The 16,627-nt window shown below is 71.4% G+C and carries 16 protein-coding genes and 1 pseudogene; 13 read left to right on the top strand and 4 right to left on the bottom strand.

Features of this window, described 5'->3' with window-relative positions; all coding sequences use genetic code 11:
• Positions 1 to 128: 128 nt before the first annotated feature.
• Positions 129 to 764, bottom strand: a complete 636-nt coding sequence (locus tag ABD126_RS33970; RefSeq protein ID WP_343938824.1) for a hypothetical protein — start codon at positions 762 to 764, stop codon at positions 129 to 131.
• Between the two features lie 312 nt (positions 765 to 1,076).
• Between ABD126_RS33970 and ABD126_RS33965 the strand changes: the two genes are divergently transcribed.
• Positions 1,077 to 1,703 carry a nitroreductase family protein gene (locus tag ABD126_RS33965; RefSeq protein WP_343938899.1) on the top strand — a complete coding sequence of 209 codons (627 nt, stop codon included), beginning with the start codon at positions 1,077 to 1,079 and terminating at the stop codon, positions 1,701 to 1,703.
• Here the strand turns inward: ABD126_RS33965 and ABD126_RS33960 are convergent.
• Together ABD126_RS33960 and pnuC are read right to left on the bottom strand one after the other, a co-directional pair.
• Positions 1,700 to 2,770 (bottom strand): AAA family ATPase, encoded by a 1,071-nt coding sequence (locus ABD126_RS33960; RefSeq protein ID WP_343938822.1) that lies wholly within the window; start codon positions 2,768 to 2,770, stop codon positions 1,700 to 1,702. The genes ABD126_RS33965 and ABD126_RS33960 overlap by 4 nt on opposite strands.
• The gene (gene pnuC, locus ABD126_RS33955) at positions 2,767 to 3,405 is read right to left on the bottom strand and encodes a nicotinamide riboside transporter PnuC (protein ID WP_343938820.1); all 639 of its coding nucleotides are present in this window, start codon (positions 3,403 to 3,405) and stop codon (positions 2,767 to 2,769) included. Before pnuC ends, ABD126_RS33960 begins: the two co-directional genes overlap by 4 nt.
• Positions 3,406 to 3,451: 46 nt before the next feature.
• On the opposite strand from pnuC, the gene ABD126_RS33950 reads away from it, so the two are divergent.
• Complete coding sequence (locus ABD126_RS33950; RefSeq protein ID WP_343938818.1) at positions 3,452 to 5,359, top strand: intein-containing Rv2578c family radical SAM protein; 1,908 nt, start codon at positions 3,452 to 3,454, stop codon at positions 5,357 to 5,359.
• A 172-nt stretch (positions 5,360 to 5,531) separates the two neighbouring features.
• Complete coding sequence (locus ABD126_RS33945) at positions 5,532 to 6,305, top strand: hypothetical protein (protein WP_343938816.1); 774 nt, start codon at positions 5,532 to 5,534, stop codon at positions 6,303 to 6,305.
• A gap of 16 nt (positions 6,306 to 6,321) precedes the next feature.
• Here the strand turns inward: ABD126_RS33945 and ABD126_RS33940 are convergent, their stop codons facing one another.
• Complete coding sequence (locus ABD126_RS33940; RefSeq protein WP_343938814.1) at positions 6,322 to 7,077, bottom strand: SGNH/GDSL hydrolase family protein; 756 nt, start codon at positions 7,075 to 7,077, stop codon at positions 6,322 to 6,324.
• Positions 7,078 to 7,209: 132 nt separating this feature from the next.
• On the opposite strand from ABD126_RS33940, the gene ABD126_RS33935 reads away from it, so the two are divergent.
• The 10 genes and pseudogenes from ABD126_RS33935 (at position 7,210) to ABD126_RS33890 (ending at position 16,625) form a co-directional block, all read left to right on the top strand.
• Positions 7,210 to 7,608, top strand: coding sequence for a hypothetical protein (locus ABD126_RS33935; RefSeq protein ID WP_343938812.1), 399 nt, complete (start codon positions 7,210 to 7,212; stop codon positions 7,606 to 7,608).
• The gene (locus ABD126_RS33930) at positions 7,605 to 7,979 is read left to right on the top strand and encodes a thiol-disulfide oxidoreductase DCC family protein (protein ID WP_343938809.1); all 375 of its coding nucleotides are present in this window, start codon (positions 7,605 to 7,607) and stop codon (positions 7,977 to 7,979) included. The genes ABD126_RS33935 and ABD126_RS33930 overlap by 4 nt, the downstream gene beginning before the upstream one ends.
• Positions 7,957 to 8,625 carry a TetR family transcriptional regulator gene (locus ABD126_RS33925; RefSeq protein ID WP_343938807.1) on the top strand — a complete coding sequence of 223 codons (669 nt, stop codon included), beginning with the start codon at positions 7,957 to 7,959 and terminating at the stop codon, positions 8,623 to 8,625. Before ABD126_RS33930 ends, ABD126_RS33925 begins: the two co-directional genes overlap by 23 nt.
• Before the next feature lie 289 nt (positions 8,626 to 8,914).
• A complete protein-coding gene (gene ahcY / locus ABD126_RS33920) occupies positions 8,915 to 10,369 on the top strand; it encodes an adenosylhomocysteinase (RefSeq protein WP_343938805.1) in 1,455 nt (484 codons plus the stop codon).
• A 45-nt stretch (positions 10,370 to 10,414) separates the two neighbouring features.
• Positions 10,415 to 10,816: a nuclear transport factor 2 family protein gene (locus tag ABD126_RS33915; protein ID WP_343938803.1), complete on the top strand. Its 402-nt coding sequence runs from the start codon at positions 10,415 to 10,417 to the stop codon at positions 10,814 to 10,816.
• A gap of 132 nt (positions 10,817 to 10,948) precedes the next feature.
• The gene (locus tag ABD126_RS33910; protein WP_343938801.1) at positions 10,949 to 11,551 is read left to right on the top strand and encodes a TetR/AcrR family transcriptional regulator; all 603 of its coding nucleotides are present in this window, start codon (positions 10,949 to 10,951) and stop codon (positions 11,549 to 11,551) included.
• A complete protein-coding gene (locus ABD126_RS33905; RefSeq protein ID WP_343938799.1) occupies positions 11,551 to 12,327 on the top strand; it encodes a TIGR03084 family metal-binding protein in 777 nt (258 codons plus the stop codon). The genes ABD126_RS33910 and ABD126_RS33905 overlap by 1 nt, the downstream gene beginning before the upstream one ends.
• A 56-nt stretch (positions 12,328 to 12,383) precedes the next feature.
• Positions 12,384 to 13,882: pseudogene (locus tag ABD126_RS33900) on the top strand (acyclic terpene utilization AtuA family protein).
• Positions 13,879 to 15,033 carry an acyl-CoA dehydrogenase family protein gene (locus ABD126_RS33895; RefSeq protein WP_343938797.1) on the top strand — a complete coding sequence of 385 codons (1,155 nt, stop codon included), beginning with the start codon at positions 13,879 to 13,881 and terminating at the stop codon, positions 15,031 to 15,033. The pseudogene ABD126_RS33900 and the gene ABD126_RS33895 overlap by 4 nt, the downstream one beginning before the upstream one ends.
• Complete coding sequence (locus tag ABD126_RS33890) at positions 15,030 to 16,625, top strand: acyl-CoA carboxylase subunit beta (protein WP_343938795.1); 1,596 nt, start codon at positions 15,030 to 15,032, stop codon at positions 16,623 to 16,625. Before ABD126_RS33895 ends, ABD126_RS33890 begins: the two co-directional genes overlap by 4 nt.
• Positions 16,626 to 16,627 lie beyond the last annotated feature (2 nt).

Below are 16,627 nucleotides of genomic sequence, written 5' to 3'. Positions count from 1 at the left end.
ATCGCTCCTGCTACCGCCGCTGCACCGCCCTCGCCGCAGATGCCGCTGTCCCCATGCCGGAGCCCGGTGTGCCTCGATGCGTGCCCCTCGACGCATCGCGGTCGCGCAGCGACGGGCCGAAAAGGCACTCAGTTGTGGCAATTCTCCATGTGCCTGAAGAGCAACAGCTGAGAGATGATCGGACGGCCGCCGAACCCGTACCGGATACCGCCGCCGAGGTCCGCGCTTTCCCAGGGTGGGCCGTCCACGAAACCCGGGTACGTGGCGCGTGCCTCCTCGGTCGTGGACCCGGGCCGGATGCCCTCCGTTGTCCGCACGTTCCCGTTCACGATGATGGACACCACGCCCAGGCCACGATCGCGCCGGACGAACACCGCACCGGTGTCCGACGCCAACCGGTAGAACCCGCAGTCCCCCGGCTGCTCGGTGCCGTCGTTCGTGACCAAGCCAGTGGCCAGCAGGTCCTCTTCCGACATCCCCAGCCGGATCACGCCGAAACCGCCGTGGTCCAGCACGGGCGTCGGGTCCGCCACCTTGCCCGTCGCCGGTTCCCGATCGGGCGCGACGGTCGGCGCGGCTGAAGGCGGCACGGTCGGTTCGGCCGAAGGTGGCGCGGTCGGCGAAGCCGTAGTGGTCGAGGTGGTCGTCGTGGTAGCGGTGGTGGTCGAGGTGGTGGTGGGTGCCGCCTGCTGCGGGGTGGACGTGCACGCCACCAGGCCCGCCCCCAGGACCGCCGCCACCAGCACCGGTCGAATCGCCTTCATCTGTCTGCCCCCTGGCTTTCCGGGCAACCCGAATAACCGTCCACTTAGGACGGTCAACTTCCCGGTTGCTCCCCCTGTGTCGGCCACACCGGCCGCTCACGGAAGAAGGGATGCGTGACCCCGACAACGGGTTGCGAAACCGTGCGTAACGGATCGATCACGGGCCAACCGTCCGCACAGCGGACACTTCGCACCGAATTTCGGGCCAACCCCTTCAACCCGTCCCACGCCGGTGCCACAGTCGAGCCCGTGACGAACTGGACACCCATCCACGGCCGGCCGTTCGAGCCCGTCCCCTACCGGCCCGCGCGGATGCCGGTCGAGCAGTCCCTTGCGACCGCCGCCGACCTGCGCCGACGCATGGACGAGCGCCGCACCGTGCGCATGTTCTCCACCGACCCCGTGCCCACGCAGGTGGTGCTCGACGCGATCGCCGTCGCCTCCACCGCGCCCAGCGGCGCGCACCAGCAGCCCTGGACGTTCGTGCGCGTCGTGGACCCCGAGGTGCGCAAGGCGATCCGCGAGGCCGCCGAGAACGAGGAGCGCATCTCCTACTCCGGCCGGCTGGGCGACGAGTGGCTCGACGCCCTGCGCCCCCTGGGCACCGACGACGTCAAGCCGCACCTGACCGACGCCCCCGAGCTGATCGTCGTCTTCCAGCAGCGCTACTACCTGGACGAGAACGGCGAGAGCCGCAAGCACTACTACGTGGACGAGTCGGTGGGCATCGCGGTCGGCATGCTGCTCACCGCCCTGCACCTGGCCGGCCTCGCCGCGCTCACCCACACGCCGTCACCGATGAAGTTCCTCGGCGAGGTCCTGAACCGGCCGCGCAACGAGAAGGCGTTCGCGGTGATCCCGGTCGGCTACCCGGCGGACGACTGCGTGGTGCCGAACCTGGTCCGCAAGTCGCTGGACCAGGTCCTGGTCACCGTCTAGCCCAACGGGTCGGCGAAGGTGAAGTGGTCGGCGAGCACGGGGGCGCACGCCGCCAGCGCCCGGCGCAACCGCGCCTCCGGCGACCCGGTCACCTTCACCCACGGCACGCCCCGCGCCGCCAACCGCTGCTCGAACAGCCCGGTCATCCACGCCCGGAGGTGCTCGCCGTCCCGCCACCCGTCCTGCTCGAACGGCACGCCCTCGTGGTCGGTCAGGACGTACACGGCGGGGCGGCGCGCATCGACCTCGACCGGGTGCCCGAGGTACCGGTGACCCCACACCGACGCCGCCCAGGAGTCGTTGTCGCACACCAGGACCGGGCGCGACACGGCCGCCGCGTCGGCCATCTCCCGCTGCCGCCGCGCCACGTCGTGGAAGTCGCCGACCGTCCACACGAGACTGTCGAGCGTCGCCACAGCCGAGAAAGCCCGTGCGGCGGCCAGCTTGTGCTCGGTGTGCTCGCGCCCGTACTCGGGGATCCACGCCGCGTCCAACGCCGAGGCCAGCGCACGGGACAACGTCGTCGTGCCGGTGCTCTCCGCCCCCACCACGACGACCCGCGCGCACAACCCCGCCCGCACCGCCGGGGCCAACAGGTCCCAGTGGTCGGCCACCGACGCCCGCACGGCCGTCCCGGACACCGGGAACGCCACCCGGTCGGGGTCCACCGACACGTGCCGCGCGCCCAGCCGCTTGGCCATCTCGTCGCCGTACGCCTCGCTGGTGAACACCGCGTCCACCACCGCCGACGCGGGCGAGCCGTCCATGATCGCCCGCCGCGCCAGCACGGCCCGCGCCACGCCCATGTGCAGTTCCCACACGGTGTCGCTGTGGAAGTCCATGGGGTGGTCGTCGAGGTCGCCGAGCACCACGACCCCCGGCGTGTCGGCGTGCTCGGCCCGCAGCCACGCCACCCGCGACTCCACGGGGATCGACTCGACGCTCGACGCCAGCACCGCCACGGTCACCCGGGCGCTGCGCGCGGCGGCCGTCCGGATGAGGTGGTGGTGACCGCGGTGGGGCGGGTAGAACTTGCCGAGGACCAGGGCGTGGTCGAACTCACTCATGCCGCGACCGCGTCCGCGCGCAGCGCACGTGACCAGTTGCGCAACCCCAGCACGCACAACGCCATGAAACCCACGTACAGGATCGCCGTGAGCCAGAGGTCCTTGTAGGCGTACAACGGAACGTAGATCACGTCGGCGGCGATCCACAGCCACCAGCACTCGACCTTCTTGCGGGTCTGGCCCCAGGTGGCGAGCAGGGACAGCACCGTCGTGACCGAGTCCGCCCACGGCACCGTCGAGGTGGTGAACGTCATCAGGACCCAGGCGATCAGCAGCGTCCCCGCCACACCGGCGGCCAGCAGCCACCACCACTGCGCGGCGGTGGTGCGGCTGACCGGCAGCGGTGTGTGCTCCGTGCCGCCGCGCAGCCACGCCCACCAGCCGTACAGCGCCAGTGCGATGTAGACGACCTGCAACCCCGAGTCCGCGTACAGGCCACCGGTCGCGAACAGCACGAGGAAGGCCAGGTTGTTGAGGATGCCGATGGGCCAGTTCAGCGGGTTCTGGCGGGCGACGAGCCACACGCACAGCGCGCCCGTGACGAAACCCGCCACCTCCCCCCAACTGGTCGAGACCCCGCCGACGGTGACCGCGGGGGTGTTGAAGGGCACCAGGATGACGTCCAGTAGCGACACCAGTACTCCGTTTGACGCTTGTTCGAACACGTGTTCGAATGTGGGCATGCGATGGGACGGTCAGAAGGACGGGGCGGACCGGCAGCAGGCTCTGCCGGGGTTGCCGGGACTGGTTCGCAGCGTACGAACTCCCGACTTCGCCGACGTCGTGTTCCACGAGGTGCGCGCCAAGTCCGTGCTGAACAAGGTGCCCGGCGGGCGGCTCCCGTTCTCCTGGACGGTCAACCCGTACCGCGGCTGCACGCACGGCTGCACCTACTGCCTGGCCGGCGACACCCCCGTCCTGCTCGCCGACGGCCGCACCAAGCCCATCGCCGAGCTGTCGCTGGGGGAGGAGGTGTTCGGCACGCGCGAGGGCCGTTTCGTCACAACCCGTGTCCAGGCGCACTGGACCACGGTGAAACCGGCCTACCGCGTCACCCTGGAGGACGGCACCCGGGTGGTCTCCAGCGGCGACCACCGGTTCCTGTCCGAGGAGGGCTGGAAGCACGTCACCCCGGGTCGGTGCGCGGACTTCGAGGAGCGGCCGTTCCTGACCAAGGGCACCCGGCTGGTCGGCACCGGACGGTTCGCCACGCCGCCCGCGCGCACCGGGGAGTACCGGCACGGCTACTTGTGGGGCGTGGTGCGCGGCGGCCTGCCCGCCGACCCGGACGTGCTGGCGCGGGCGCAGGAGTACGCCGGCGGGCGGATCCCCCGCGAGAGCGAGTTCGTGGAGTGGCCGACCACGCCGGACGACGAGTGGTCCAAGGGGTTCCTGGCCGGGCTGTTCGACGCGCGCGGCACGGCGACCGGCGGCGAACTGGTGCTGTCCTCTTCGGACAGTGCGGTGTTCGAGGCGGCCGTGTTGGCGTTGATGCGCCTGAAGGTCGCGCACGCGGTGGAGGTGCGCGGGGTGCGCATCACCGGCGGGTTGGCCGAACGGCTGCGGTTCCTGCACCTGGTCGGCCCGGCGGTGGCGCGCGGCAACGCCGTGGAGGGCATGGCGGTGCCGGCGTCCGCGCGGCTGGGCGTGGTGTCGGTGGAGGCGCTGGGCGTGAGCCGCACGCTGTACGACATCAGCACCGGCACCGGGGACTTCGTGGCCAACGGCCTGGTCAGCCACAACTGCTTCGCCCGCAACACCCACACCTACCTCGACCTGGACGCCGGGCACGACTTCGACTCGCAGGTCGTGGTCAAGGTCAACGCGGTGGAGGTGCTGACCGCGCAGCTGCGGTCCAAGCGGTGGCGGCGGGAGCACGTGGCGATGGGCACCAACACCGACCCGTACCAGCGGGCCGAGGGCCGGTACGCCTTGATGCCGGGGATCATCAAGGCGCTCGCGCGCTCGGGGACGCCGTTCTCGGTCCTGACCAAGGGCACCGTGCTGTCCCGGGACATCCCGCTGCTGGCCGACGTGGCCGCCGACGTGCCGGTGGGTCTCGGCGTGTCGATCGCCCTGCTGGACCGCGACCTACAGGCCGGCCTCGAACCGGGCACGCCCACCCCGCAGGCGCGGCTGGAGCTGGTGCGCAGGGTGCGGGAGGCGGGGTTGCCGTGCGGGGTGTTCGTGGCCCCCGTGCTGCCCGGACTCACCGACTCCGAGGAGCAGTTGGACGGCCTGCTGGCGGAGATCGCCGCGGCGGGCGCGAGCGGCGTGACCGTGCTGCCGCTGCACCTGCGTCCCGGCGCGCGCGAGTGGTTCGCGCGGTGGCTGGTGGCGCAGCGCCCGGACCTGGCCGACACCTACCGGCGGCTCTACGCGCGCGGGTCCTATGTGGACGCCCGGTACCGGAAGTGGCTGGCCGACCGCATCCAGCCCCTGCTGCGCCGGCACGGCCTGGACGTGAAGGGCGGTCGCGACGCGGTGGGCGTGCCCGGCGACGACGACGGCGTGTGGCCGGAAGGCAGCCTGCCCGGCACCGTCGGGTCCCCGCGCGGCGTCGACCAGGAGCAGCTCACCCTCCTCTGACTCGATCGATGGGAAGTCGTCACCGGTTCGGGTGGTTCTTCCGGACCGCGCGTCGCTGACCAGGCGGAATTGTGGCCAAGCTGCAGGGTCCGCATTCTTCGGCCGCCGTCCCCACCGGCAGCCCGCCGCGCGCCCCGTGCGCGGCGGGCCGGAGCCGACCTTGGAGGACGACGTGCGCACGACCATCACCCGGGCCTTCCAGTTGGCGGCCTGCCTGTTCGCCGCCGGTGTGGTGTGGTTCGGCACCGCCGGCGCGACCCCGCCCGCGGGCGACCCGCCCCCGGTCTCCGGCGACCCCCGCGCCACGGCCTACCCCGGCAACGCCACGACGTGCCCGGACGCCAAGCTGCCCGGCGAGATCATCAGCGTCACATCGAACGACGACGGCACGTACCTCGACGTCACGGCCATCCCGGATGGCTACACGCTGACCGGCGTGGTGGTGAAGGGCTCCAACGCCTACAACGTCTACACCGGTCTGGGCGACCTGCCGTGGCTGGACCTGCACGCCCCGCTGGCCAGTTCGGGCAAGCCGGCCGGGATCAGCCACTGGTACGCCTGCGGCACGAAGTCCGTGACCACGACCACGACCACCACCACGACCACCGACAGCACGACGACCACCACCACGACCACCGACAGCACGACGACCACGACCGGCACCACCACGTCCGGCACGACGGCGACCACCACGACGACCACCACGACCACGACCACGGCCCCGGCCTCGACCACGACGACCACCGCGCCGGCCCAGACCACCACGACGACCACCACGCCGGCCCAGACCACCGCGACGACCACCGCTCCACTGGCCGTGGACCGGCAGAAACCGCTGGCGTCCACCGGTTCCCGCACGGCCTGGCTGGTGCCGATCGGCACCCTGCTGGTCCTGCTCGGCGGGACGGGTGTCGCCCTGGCCAGGCGGCGCCGCTTCCAGCGCTGAGTCGCGAGCGGAGCGCCTAGGCCCAGGGGAGGGGGTCCGGGCGCTTCGCGGTCCGGCCGTCGCCGGAGGACCGGCCGCGCAGGCGGCGCAGCAGCCACGGGGCCAGGAAACCGGCCAGCCAGCGCGCCTCGGTGAGCACGGTCGTCCCGGCCGCCGGGTCCGGGAACGGCCGTCGCCAGCCGTCGTCGGCGTCCGGCAGCCCCAGGGCGTGCGCCACGGCGTCGGCGATCAGGGCGTGGCCCCGGGCGTTGGCGTGCAGGCGGTCCGCGCTCCACAGTCGGCCGTCGCACACCGCCGGGTACGGGTGGGTGTCCACCACCGTCACGCCGTGCCGGGCCGCCGCCGCGCGGATCGCGGCGTTGAGCGCCAGCACGCGGGGCCGCAGCGGTCGGGCCAGCGGGGTCACCGCGCCGACGTCCGGGAAGGTCACCGTGACCACGTGCGCGCCCACCCCGGTCAGCGCCGCGAACATCGCCTCCAGGTCGCCCACCACGGTGGCGGCGGAGAACTTCGGGCGCAGCATGTCGTTCATCCCCGCCACGACGCTCGCCAGGTCCGGCCGCAGCGCCACCGCCGGCGCCAACTGCTCCCGCCGCACGTCGGCGGCGAGCTTCCCGCGCACGGCCAGGTTCGCGTAGGTCAGGTCGGGGTTCAGCACGGCCAGCCGTTCGGCCAACCGGTCCGCCCAGCCGCGCAGGCCGGTCACGTCGTCGCCGTCGCCGAGGCCCTCGGTCTGGCTGTCGCCCAGGGCGACGAAACGGGAGTACGTCACGCCCGGAACCGTAATATGCGCCCAGTTGCTGTGCAACGAGTTGCATACTGCCGAACTCGCTCTTGAACATGTTCAAAAACCAGGCGTAGGCTCGGCCCGCACACGAGTTGAACGCGTTCAAAAGGGGGAAGCGTGGACGCCCTGGTCGTCACCTACGTCCTGTACCTGCTGATCAGCATCGGTCTGACCGTCTGGGTCGGGCACACCCTCAGCCGCAACGGCAAGGTCTTCCTGGTCGACGTCTTCGGCGGTGACCAGGAGCTGGCCCGGACCGTCAACCACCTGCTGGTGGTCGGCTTCTACCTGGTCAACTTCGGGTTCGTCGCCTGGTACCTGCGCACCGCCGACGCGGTCGGGGAGACCCGGCAGGTGTTCGAGACGCTGTCGGTCAAGGTCGGCACCGTGCTCATCGTGCTGGGCGTCCTGCACCTGGGGAACGTCTTCGTCCTGAGCCGCATGCGCCGCCGGAGCCTGCACCAGGCCCGGGACCTGCCGCCGGTCGGCCCGGACGCCTACACGAGCGTCGCATGACCACCTTGACCGTCCTCTACGACGCGAACTGCGCTTTCTGCCGCCGGGCCAAGGGCTGGCTCGCCCGGCAGGAGCAGCTAGTGCGGCTGGAGTTCGTCCCGGCGGGCTCCGAGCCGGCGCGGCGGCGGTTCCCCGCCCTCGACCACGCCGACACGCTGAACGTGATCACGGTCATCGGCGATCGGGGGGAGGTGTACCGCGGGGAGCGGGCGTGGCTGGTATGCCTGTGGGCGTTGCGCGCGTGGCGGCCGTTGGCCGGCCGGGTGAGCCGGTCCGGGCACCGGGTGTTCCTGCGCGCGGCGACGGAACTGGCCGACCGGCTGCGGGCGCTGACCAAGGACGAGGACTGTGGAGAAACCTGCCAAGGGTGAGCAGACGCGGGCCCTCATCGTGGAGACGGCGCTGCGGTTGTTCCGCGAGCTGGGCTACGACCGCACCACGATGCGGGCCATCGCGAAGGAAGCGGGGGTGTCGGTCGGCAACGCCTACTACTACTTCCCGTCCAAGGAACACCTGGTCCAGGGGTTCTACGACCAGATGGCGGAGGCTCACCGGCGGGCCTGTGCGGCCGTGTTCGACGCCGACGCCGACTTCACCTCCCGGCTGACGGCGTTGCTGCTGGCGTGGCTGGACGTGTCCGCGCCCTACCACGAGTTCGCGGTGCAGTTCTTCAAGAACGCGATCGACCCGAACAGCCCGCTCAGCCCGTTCTCCACCGAGTCCGGCAACGCCCGCGAGGCCGCGATCGCGATCCACCGCCGGCTGCTGGACGGGGTGAAGGTGGACCCGCAGCTGCGCGAGGACCTGCCCGAACTGCTGTGGCTGTTCCAGATGGGCGTGGTGCTGTACTGGGTGCACGACAAGTCCGAGGGGCAGCGCAACACGCGGACGTTGATCAAGCGCAGCGCGCCCCTGATCGGCAAGCTGCTCACGATGTCCCGCGTGCCCGGTCTGCGGTCGCTGACCCGCGAGGCCGTGCAACTGTTCCGCGACATCGGGTTGAGCCGCCTGGGCTGACCATCGCCCGGGTTGGTGATCGCCTGGACCGACGATCGAGCGGGTTGACGATCCGGGCGGTTCTCGCCATCCTGGAGTCGCGGCCGAGAGGCGCTGCGACGGACCGGGACGGTCCGCCACGCTCGGTCCGCGATCACCCGACCCAAGGGCGCCTCCTGACCACAGGAGGTTCTGTTTTGGGCAAGCTCCCGAACTGACGGCTCGTCCCGTCACACTCCACCGCCCGCGCCCGCTCGTGGGTGGGGTTCGGCGTGCCCGGACAGACCCTCCACATTGGACTGAGGGACACATGAGCGACAAGCTGAGGACGGTCGGCGGCATCGAGTTCGCGGTGGCGGACCTCACCCTGGCCGAGGCGGGCCGGCACCAGATCCGGCTCGCCGAGCACGAGATGCCCGGCCTGATGGCGTTGCGCCGGGAGTACGCGGCGGCCCAGCCGCTGCGCGGGGCGCGCATCGCGGGCTCCCTGCACATGACCGTGCAGACCGCCGTGCTGATCGAGACCCTGGTCGCGCTGGGCGCGGAGGTGCGCTGGGCGTCGTGCAACATCTTCTCCACCCAGGACGAGGCCGCCGCGGCGGTCGTCGTCGGCCCGGACGGCACGGTCGACGAGCCGAAGGGCACGCCGGTGTTCGCCTGGAAGGGCGAGACGCTGGAGGAGTACTGGTGGTGCTCGGAGAAGATCTTCGGGTTCCCGGAGGGTCCGAACCTCATGGTGGACGACGGCGGCGACGCGACCCTGTTGGTGCACAAGGGGGTCGAGTTCGAGGCCGCCGGCGCGGTGCCCAGCGCGACCGAGGAGGACGGCGAGGAGTATCGGATCATCCTCGCGACGCTGGCGGCCGGCCTCGCCGAGGACCCGAAGCGGTTCACCCGGATCGCGGCGGGCATCCGGGGCGTGTCGGAGGAGACCACCAACGGCGTGAACCGGCTCTACAAGCTGGCCGAGGCCGGTGAGCTGCTGTTCCCCGGGTTCAACGTGAACGACTCGGTGACCAAGTCGAAGTTCGACAACCGCTACGGCATCCGGCACTCGCTGGCCGACGGCCTGAACCGGGCCACCGACGTGATGCTGGGCGGCAAGCTCGCCGTCGTGTGCGGGTACGGCGACGTCGGCAAGGGCGCGGCGGACTCGCTGCGCGGCCAGGGCGCGCGGGTCGTGGTGACCGAGATCGACCCGATCTGCGCGTTGCAGGCGTCGATGGACGGGCTGGAGGTGCGGCGGCTGGACGAGGTGGTGGAGCGCGGCGACATCTTCATCACCACGACCGGCAACGTCGACGTGATCGGCGTCGAGCACATGGCCCGGATGAAGCACAACGCGATCGTCGGCAACGTGGGCCACTTCGACCACGAGATCGACATGGCCGGGTTGGCGAAGGTGCCGGGCATCCGCCGGATCGAGATCAAGCCGCAGGTGCACGAGTGGGTGTTCCCGGACGGGCACTCGATCCTGGTGCTGTCCGAGGGCCGGCTGATGAACCTGGGCAATGCGACCGGGCACCCGAGCTTCGTCATGTCCAACTCGTTCACCAACCAGGTGCTGGCGCAGGTGGAGCTGTTCACCAAGCCGGGCCACTACGGGCGGGCGGTCTACCGGCTGCCGAAGCTGCTGGACGAGAAGGTCGCGCGGCTGCACCTGGACGCGCTGGACGTGCACCTGACCGAGCTGACCAAGAAGCAGGCGGAGTACGTCGGCGTGGACGTCGAGGGCCCGTACAAGCCCGACCACTACCGCTACTGAAAGTAGTCATGCGGTTGCCGTACATCGTACCGTACTGTGTACGGCATGAGCGTTGTCGCGGGTAGTGGTGCTGGGTTCGTGGCGTCGGACGAGGACGTGAAGGGCGTCCTCGACTGGTTCGAGCGGTGGGACGCGTTGGCCGTGGCCAAGGACGTCGAGGCGATGGCCGACATGTCGTTGTTCCCGGTCAACGCGGTCACCGACGGGTCGGCGGAGCAGTGGGACCGCGCGCGGTTCCTGCGCGACATGGCCGCCGGCCTGGGGGAGGGGGACGTGCGGATGGAGTCCGTGCGCACCCCGGTGTTCATCAACGCCAACCTGGTCTTCGTGATCACGGACGCGACGATCACCGTGGGTGGGCACTCGCAGGTCGTGCGGTACGGCGACCTGCTGGTGAAGACCGACGGGAAGTGGCTGTTCCAAACGATGGCCCAGGGCGGTTGGTGACGGTGTTGGAGCGCGCCGCCCCTGGCGTCGCGGGCGAGGCCGCCTGAAAGGCGACAGGCCGAGGCGGCCTCGCTTCCGCGCCACTAACAATCAGTCTTGACTGTTTGTTAGTGGCGCGGAACACTGCGCTGCATGGGTACCGAGACCAGGCAGCGGCAGGCCGACCGCAGCCGCGAGACCCGGCGCAAGCTGATGGCGGCGACCGTCGAGTGCCTGGTGGAGCTGGGCTGGTCGGGCACGACGACGACGGTGGTGGCGGAGCGCGCGGGCGTGTCCCGGGGCGCGCAGCTGCACCACTTCAGGACCCGCGGCGAGCTGGTGGCCGCCGCGGTGGAGCACCTCGGCGCGGAGAGCGTGCAGGTGTTGAAGGAGCGCGCCGCCGGGCTGGACGGCGTCGCGGCGGGGGAGCGCATCCGCGCGGTCGTGGAGCTGATCGCCGACTTCTACGCAAGCGACCTGTTCACCGCGGCGCTGGAGCTGTGGGTCGCGGCGCGCACCGACCCCGAGTTGAAGACGGTCGTGGTCCCGCTGGAGGTCCGGCTGGGGCGGGAGACCCACCGTCTGGCCGTGGAGCTGCTGGGTGCCGACGAGGCGAAGCCGGGCGTCCGCGAAGCCGTGCAGATCACCCTGGACCTGGTGCGCGGCTTGGCCTTGGCCAACCAGCTCACCGACGACCGGAAGCGGCGCGCGCGGATCGTCCGGCACTGGGCGACGATGCTGGAGGACGCGCTCTGATGATCACTGCTGTGCTGAACGACCTGCGGGCCGAGAGCCAGGTCCTGGACGACCTTGTCGGATCGTTGGACGACTGGACGATCCCCACGCCCGCGCCGGGCTGGACGATCGCGCACCAGATCAGCCACCTGCGCTGGACCGACCGCATCGCGACGCTGGCGGCGACCGACCCCGAGGCGTTCGCGGAGGCGCTGCGGACCGCCACCCCGGACCTGGTGGACCGGGGCGCTGAGGAGCCGGTGACCCTGGCGCAGTGGCGGGCAGGCCGGGCGGAGCTGGAACGGGCGTTGCTGGCGGTGCCGGCCGGGGTGAAGGTGCCGTGGTTCGGCCCGCCGATGAGCCCGGCGTCGATGGCGACCGCGCGGCTGATGGAGACGTGGGCGCACGGCCAGGACGTGGCCGACGCGCTGGGCGTGACGCGTGAGCCGACCCATCGGCTCAAGCACGTGGCGCACATCGCGGTGCGGGCGATGGGCTACGCGTTCCTGGTCAACGGCCTGCCGGTGCCCACCGCGCCGGTGCGGGTCGAGCTGGTCGGGCCGGGCGGCGAGCGGTGGACGTGGGGGCCGGAGGACGCGCCGGACCGGATCACGGGGCCGGCGCTGGACTTCTGCCTGCTGGCGACCCGGCGGCGGCACCGCGACGACCTCGACGTGCGGGCGGCGGGCGAGGTGGCGACCGCCTGGCTGCCCATCGCGCAGGCCTTCGCCGGCCCGCCCGGACCGGGCCGTGCGAAGGGCCAGTCGCCGGCACCGGGCGGGGTGGGTTCGGCGTGATCCGGATCGGCAACGCGTCGGGGTTCTACGGCGACCGGTTCTCCGCTGTCCGCGAGATGCTGGAGGGCGGGCACCTCGACGTCCTCACCGGGGACTACCTGGCCGAACTGACCATGCTCATCCTCGGTCGCGACCGCATGAAGGACGCGAACCTCGGCTACGCCCGCACGTTCCTGCGCCAGCTCGAAGACTCCCTCGGTCTCGCCCTCGAACGCGGTGTGAAGATCGTCTCCAACGCGGGCGGCCTCAACCCCGCCGGACTCGCCAAGGCGATCGACAAGCTCGGCCTGCCGGCCAAAGTCGCCTACGTGACCGGCGATGACCTGCGGCCCCGCTTCCCCGAGGCCCTGACCGCCAACGCCTACCTCGGCGCGTGGGGCATCGCGGAGTGTCTGAAGGCCGGTGCGGACGTCGTGGTCACCGGGCGGGTCACGGACGCGTCCCTGGTCGTCGGCCCGGCCGCCGCGCACTTCGGGTGGGGCCGCGACGAGTGGGACAAGCTCGCCGGCGCCACGGTCGCCGGGCACGTCCTGGAGTGCGGGACCCAGGCCACCGGCGGCAACTACGCGTTCTTCGCCGAGATCGACGCGACCCGTCCCGGCTTCCCGATCGCGGAGGTCGAGGCGGACGGCTCGGCCGTGATCACCAAGCACGACGGCACGGGCGGCGCGGTCACCGTCGACACGGTCACCGCCCAGCTCCTCTACGAGATCGGCGCGCCGGCCTACCTCGGCCCGGACGTCACCAGCCACTTCGACACCATCCGGCTGGAGGACCACCCGAGCGGCGTCCGCATCTCCGGCACGAAGGGCTCACCGCCGCCGGACACGCTCAAGGTGTGCCTGAACCACCTGGGCGGCTTCCGCAACTCCACCACGTTCGTCCTCTGTGGACTCGACATCGAGCGCAAGGCGGAACTCGTGCGCCGGCAGCTCGAAGACGCGATCGGCGACGACGGCCTGACCTGGACCCTGGCCCGCACCGACCACGCCGACGCCGACACCGAGGAGACCGCCTCCGCCCTCCTCCACGCGACGATCAGGACCGCGGACCCCAAGCGGGCCAAGGCGTTCTCGCGCGCGGGCATCGAGCTGGCGCTGGCGTCCTACCCCGGGTTCCACGTCACCGCGCCACCGGGCGACGGAACACCGTACGGCGTCTACAAGGCCGCGTACGTCAACCGGAACGAAGTGCGCCACCAGGCCGTCCTGCCCGACGGGGAGGTGATCGACGTATGAGGCTCCCGTTGGGCACGATCGCGGGCGCGCGGTCCGGTGACAAGGGCGGTGACGCGAACCTCGGCGTGTGGGTGCGCACCGACGCGCAGTACGCGTGGCTGGTCGAGGAGCTGACCGTCGCGCGGCTCAAGGAGCTGCTGCCCGAGGCGGGCGAGGTGGACCGGTACGAGCTGCCCAACCTCAGGGCCCTGAACTTCGTCCTGCACGGCCTGCTCGGCGAGGGCGTGGCGTCCTCGACCCGGTTCGACCCGCAGGCCAAGGCGCTGGGCGAGTGGCTGCGGTCCCGGCACGTCGACATCCCGGAGGACCTGCTGTGAACACCACCTCGGACCTGTTCGACACACCGGAGCGCCGCGACCTGCGGGCCACCGTGCGGCGGTTCACCGAGCAGGAGATCGTGCCGCACATCAACGACTGGGAGCGCGCCGGCGAGGTGCCGCGGGCGCTGCACCGGACGGCGGCGAAGATCGGCCTGCTGGGCATCGGGTTCCCCGAGCACGTGGGCGGCGCGGGCGACCTGCTCGACACCGTCGTGGTGACCGAGGAGCTGATCCAGGCGGGCGGGTCGTCCGGCCTGATCGCGGCGCTGCTCACGCACGGCATCGCGCTCCCGCACATCGTGGACGCGGGCAGCCCCGACCTGGTCGACCGGTTCGCGCGCCCCACGCTGGAGGGCGAGCTGATCGGCGCGCTGGCGGTCACCGAGCCCGGTGGCGGGTCGGACGTGGCGGCCCTGCGCACCAGGGCGGTCCGGGACGGCGACCACTACGTCGTCAACGGGTCCAAGACGTTCATCACCTCCGGTGACCGCGCGGACTTCGTGACCACGGCCGTGCGCACCGGGGGCGAGGGCTACCAGGGCATCAGCCTGCTGGTGGTCGAGAAGGGCACACCCGGCTTCACCGTGGACCGCCGCCTGGACAAGATGGGCTGGCACTGCTCCGACACCGCCGAACTGTCCTTCGCGGACGCCAGGGTGCCGGTCGCCAACCTGGTGGGCGCGGAGAACGGCGGGTTCGGCCTGATCATGCGCCAGTTCCAGGTCGAACGGATCTCGCTGGCCGTGCAGGCGTACGCGACGGCCCAGCGCTGCCTGGACCTGGCGATCGCCTACGCGCGGCAGCGGGAGACGTTCGGCCGCCCGTTGATGGGCCGCCAGGTCGTGCGGCACAAGCTGGTGGAGATGGCGCAACGCGTGGACCTCGCCCGCACGTACACCCGGGAGGTGGCGGTGAAGGTGGCGCGCGGCGAAGAAGCGGTGGCACAGGTGTGCTTCGCCAAGAACGCCGCCGTGGAGGCCTGCTCGTTCGTGGTGGACGCGGCGGTCCAGCTGCACGGCGGCGCGGGTTACCTGCGCGACAGCGAGGTGGAGCGGCACTACCGGGACGCGCGCATCCTCGGCATCGGCGGCGGCGCCACCGAGGTGATGGTGGAACTGGCCGCGAAGCGATTGGGGTTCACGGCATGACGACGTTGGGCACGAGGCTGGACACGCGGGCGGTGGAGTACCACGAGAACCGCGAGGCGCTGCTGGCCAAGCTCGCCGACCTGGAGAAAGAGCACGCCAAGGCGCTCGCGGGCGGCGGGCCGAAGTACACCGAGCGGCACCACAAGCGCGGCAAGCTGCTGGCCCGTGAACGCATCGAGCTGCTGGTGGACCAGGACAGCCCGTTCCTGGAGCTGTCCCCGCTGGCCGCGTGGGGCACCGACTACCCGGTGGGCGCGAGCGTCGTCACGGGCATCGGCGTGGTCGAGGGCGTCGAGTGCGTGATCGTCGCCAACGACCCGACCGTGCGCGGCGGCGCGAGCAACCCGTACACGCTGCGCAAGACCTTCCGCGCCAACGACATCGCCTTGCAGAACCGGCTGCCCTTGATCGGCCTGGTCGAGTCGGGCGGCGCGGACCTGCCGAGCCAGAGCGAGATCTTCATCCCCGGCGGCCGGGCGTTCCGCGACCTGACCCGCCTGAGCGCGGCCGGCATCCCGACCATCAGCACGGTGTTCGGCAACGCCACCGCCGGCGGCGCGTACGTCCCGGGCATGTCCGACTACGTGGTGATGATCGACCAGCGCTCCAAGGTGTTCCTCGGCGGCCCGCCGCTGGTGAAGATGGCCACCGGCGAGGAGTCCGACGACGAGTCGCTGGGCGGCGCGCGGATGCACGGCACCACGTCGGGCCTGGCGGACTTCGTGGCGGCCGACGAGGTGGACGCGATCCGGCTGACCCGCCGCGTCGTCGCCCGCCTGAACTGGCGCAAGCTCGGACCGAAGCCGAAACCGTCCGAACCGCCGCTGCACGACGAGGAGGACCTGCTCGGCCTGGTCCCCACCGACCTGCGCGTCCCGTTCGACCCGCGCGAGGTCATCGCCCGCGTCGTGGACGGCTCGCGGTTCGACGAGTTCAAGCCCGACTACGGCACCAGCCTGGTCACCGGCTGGGCCGACCTGCACGGCTACCCGATCGGCGTCCTCGCCAACGCCCGGGGCGTGCTGTTCAGCGAGGAAGCCCAGAAGGCCACCCAGTTCATCCAGCTGGCCAACAAGACCGACACCCCGCTGCTGTTCCTCCAGAACACCACCGGCTACATGGTCGGCGCGCAGTACGAGCAGGGCGGCATCATCAAGCACGGCGCGATGATGATCAACGCGGTGTCCAACAGCCGCGTGCCGCACCTGACCGTCGTCATGGGCGCCTCCTACGGCGCGGGCAACTACGGCATGTGCGGCCGGGCCTACGACCCGCGCTTCCTGTTCACCTGGCCCAACGCCAAGTCCGCCGTGATGGGGCCGGTGCAGCTCGCGGGCGTGCTGTCGATCGTGGCGCGGCAGGCCGCCGCCGCGAAGGGCCAGGAGTACAACGAGGAGCACGACGCGGCCATGCGGCAGATGGTCGAGGGCCAGATCGAGCAGCAGTCCCTGGCCGCCTTCCTGTCCGGGAGGCTCTACGACGACGGCGTGATCGACCCGCGCGACACCCGCACGGTGCTCGGCCTGTGCCTGTCGGCGATCCACAGTGGACAGATCAAGGGCGCCGACGGCTACGGCGTCTTCCGGATGTGAGG

It is taken from the genome of Saccharothrix mutabilis subsp. mutabilis (assembly GCF_039521145.1).
GTDB lineage: Bacteria > Actinomycetota > Actinomycetes > Mycobacteriales > Pseudonocardiaceae > Actinosynnema > Actinosynnema mutabilis.
This window is presented reverse-complemented; position numbering and strand designations above follow the sequence as displayed.

Coding starts and splice junctions, on each gene's coding strand:
- ABD126_RS33970 (WP_343938824.1), bottom strand. CDS start 764: ATGAAGGCGATTCGACCGGTGCTGGTGGCGGCGGTCCTGGGGGCGGGC.
- ABD126_RS33965 (WP_343938899.1), top strand. CDS start 1,077: ATGCCGGTCGAGCAGTCCCTTGCGACCGCCGCCGACCTGCGCCGACGC.
- ABD126_RS33960 (WP_343938822.1), bottom strand. CDS start 2,770: ATGAGTGAGTTCGACCACGCCCTGGTCCTCGGCAAGTTCTACCCGCCC.
- ABD126_RS33950 (WP_343938818.1), top strand. CDS start 3,452: ATGCGATGGGACGGTCAGAAGGACGGGGCGGACCGGCAGCAGGCTCTG.
- ABD126_RS33930 (WP_343938809.1), top strand. CDS start 7,605: ATGACCACCTTGACCGTCCTCTACGACGCGAACTGCGCTTTCTGCCGC.
- ahcY (WP_343938805.1), top strand. CDS start 8,915: ATGAGCGACAAGCTGAGGACGGTCGGCGGCATCGAGTTCGCGGTGGCG.
- ABD126_RS33915 (WP_343938803.1), top strand. CDS start 10,415: ATGAGCGTTGTCGCGGGTAGTGGTGCTGGGTTCGTGGCGTCGGACGAG.
- ABD126_RS33910 (WP_343938801.1), top strand. CDS start 10,949: ATGGGTACCGAGACCAGGCAGCGGCAGGCCGACCGCAGCCGCGAGACC.
- ABD126_RS33905 (WP_343938799.1), top strand. CDS start 11,551: ATGATCACTGCTGTGCTGAACGACCTGCGGGCCGAGAGCCAGGTCCTG.
- ABD126_RS33890 (WP_343938795.1), top strand. CDS start 15,030: ATGACGACGTTGGGCACGAGGCTGGACACGCGGGCGGTGGAGTACCAC.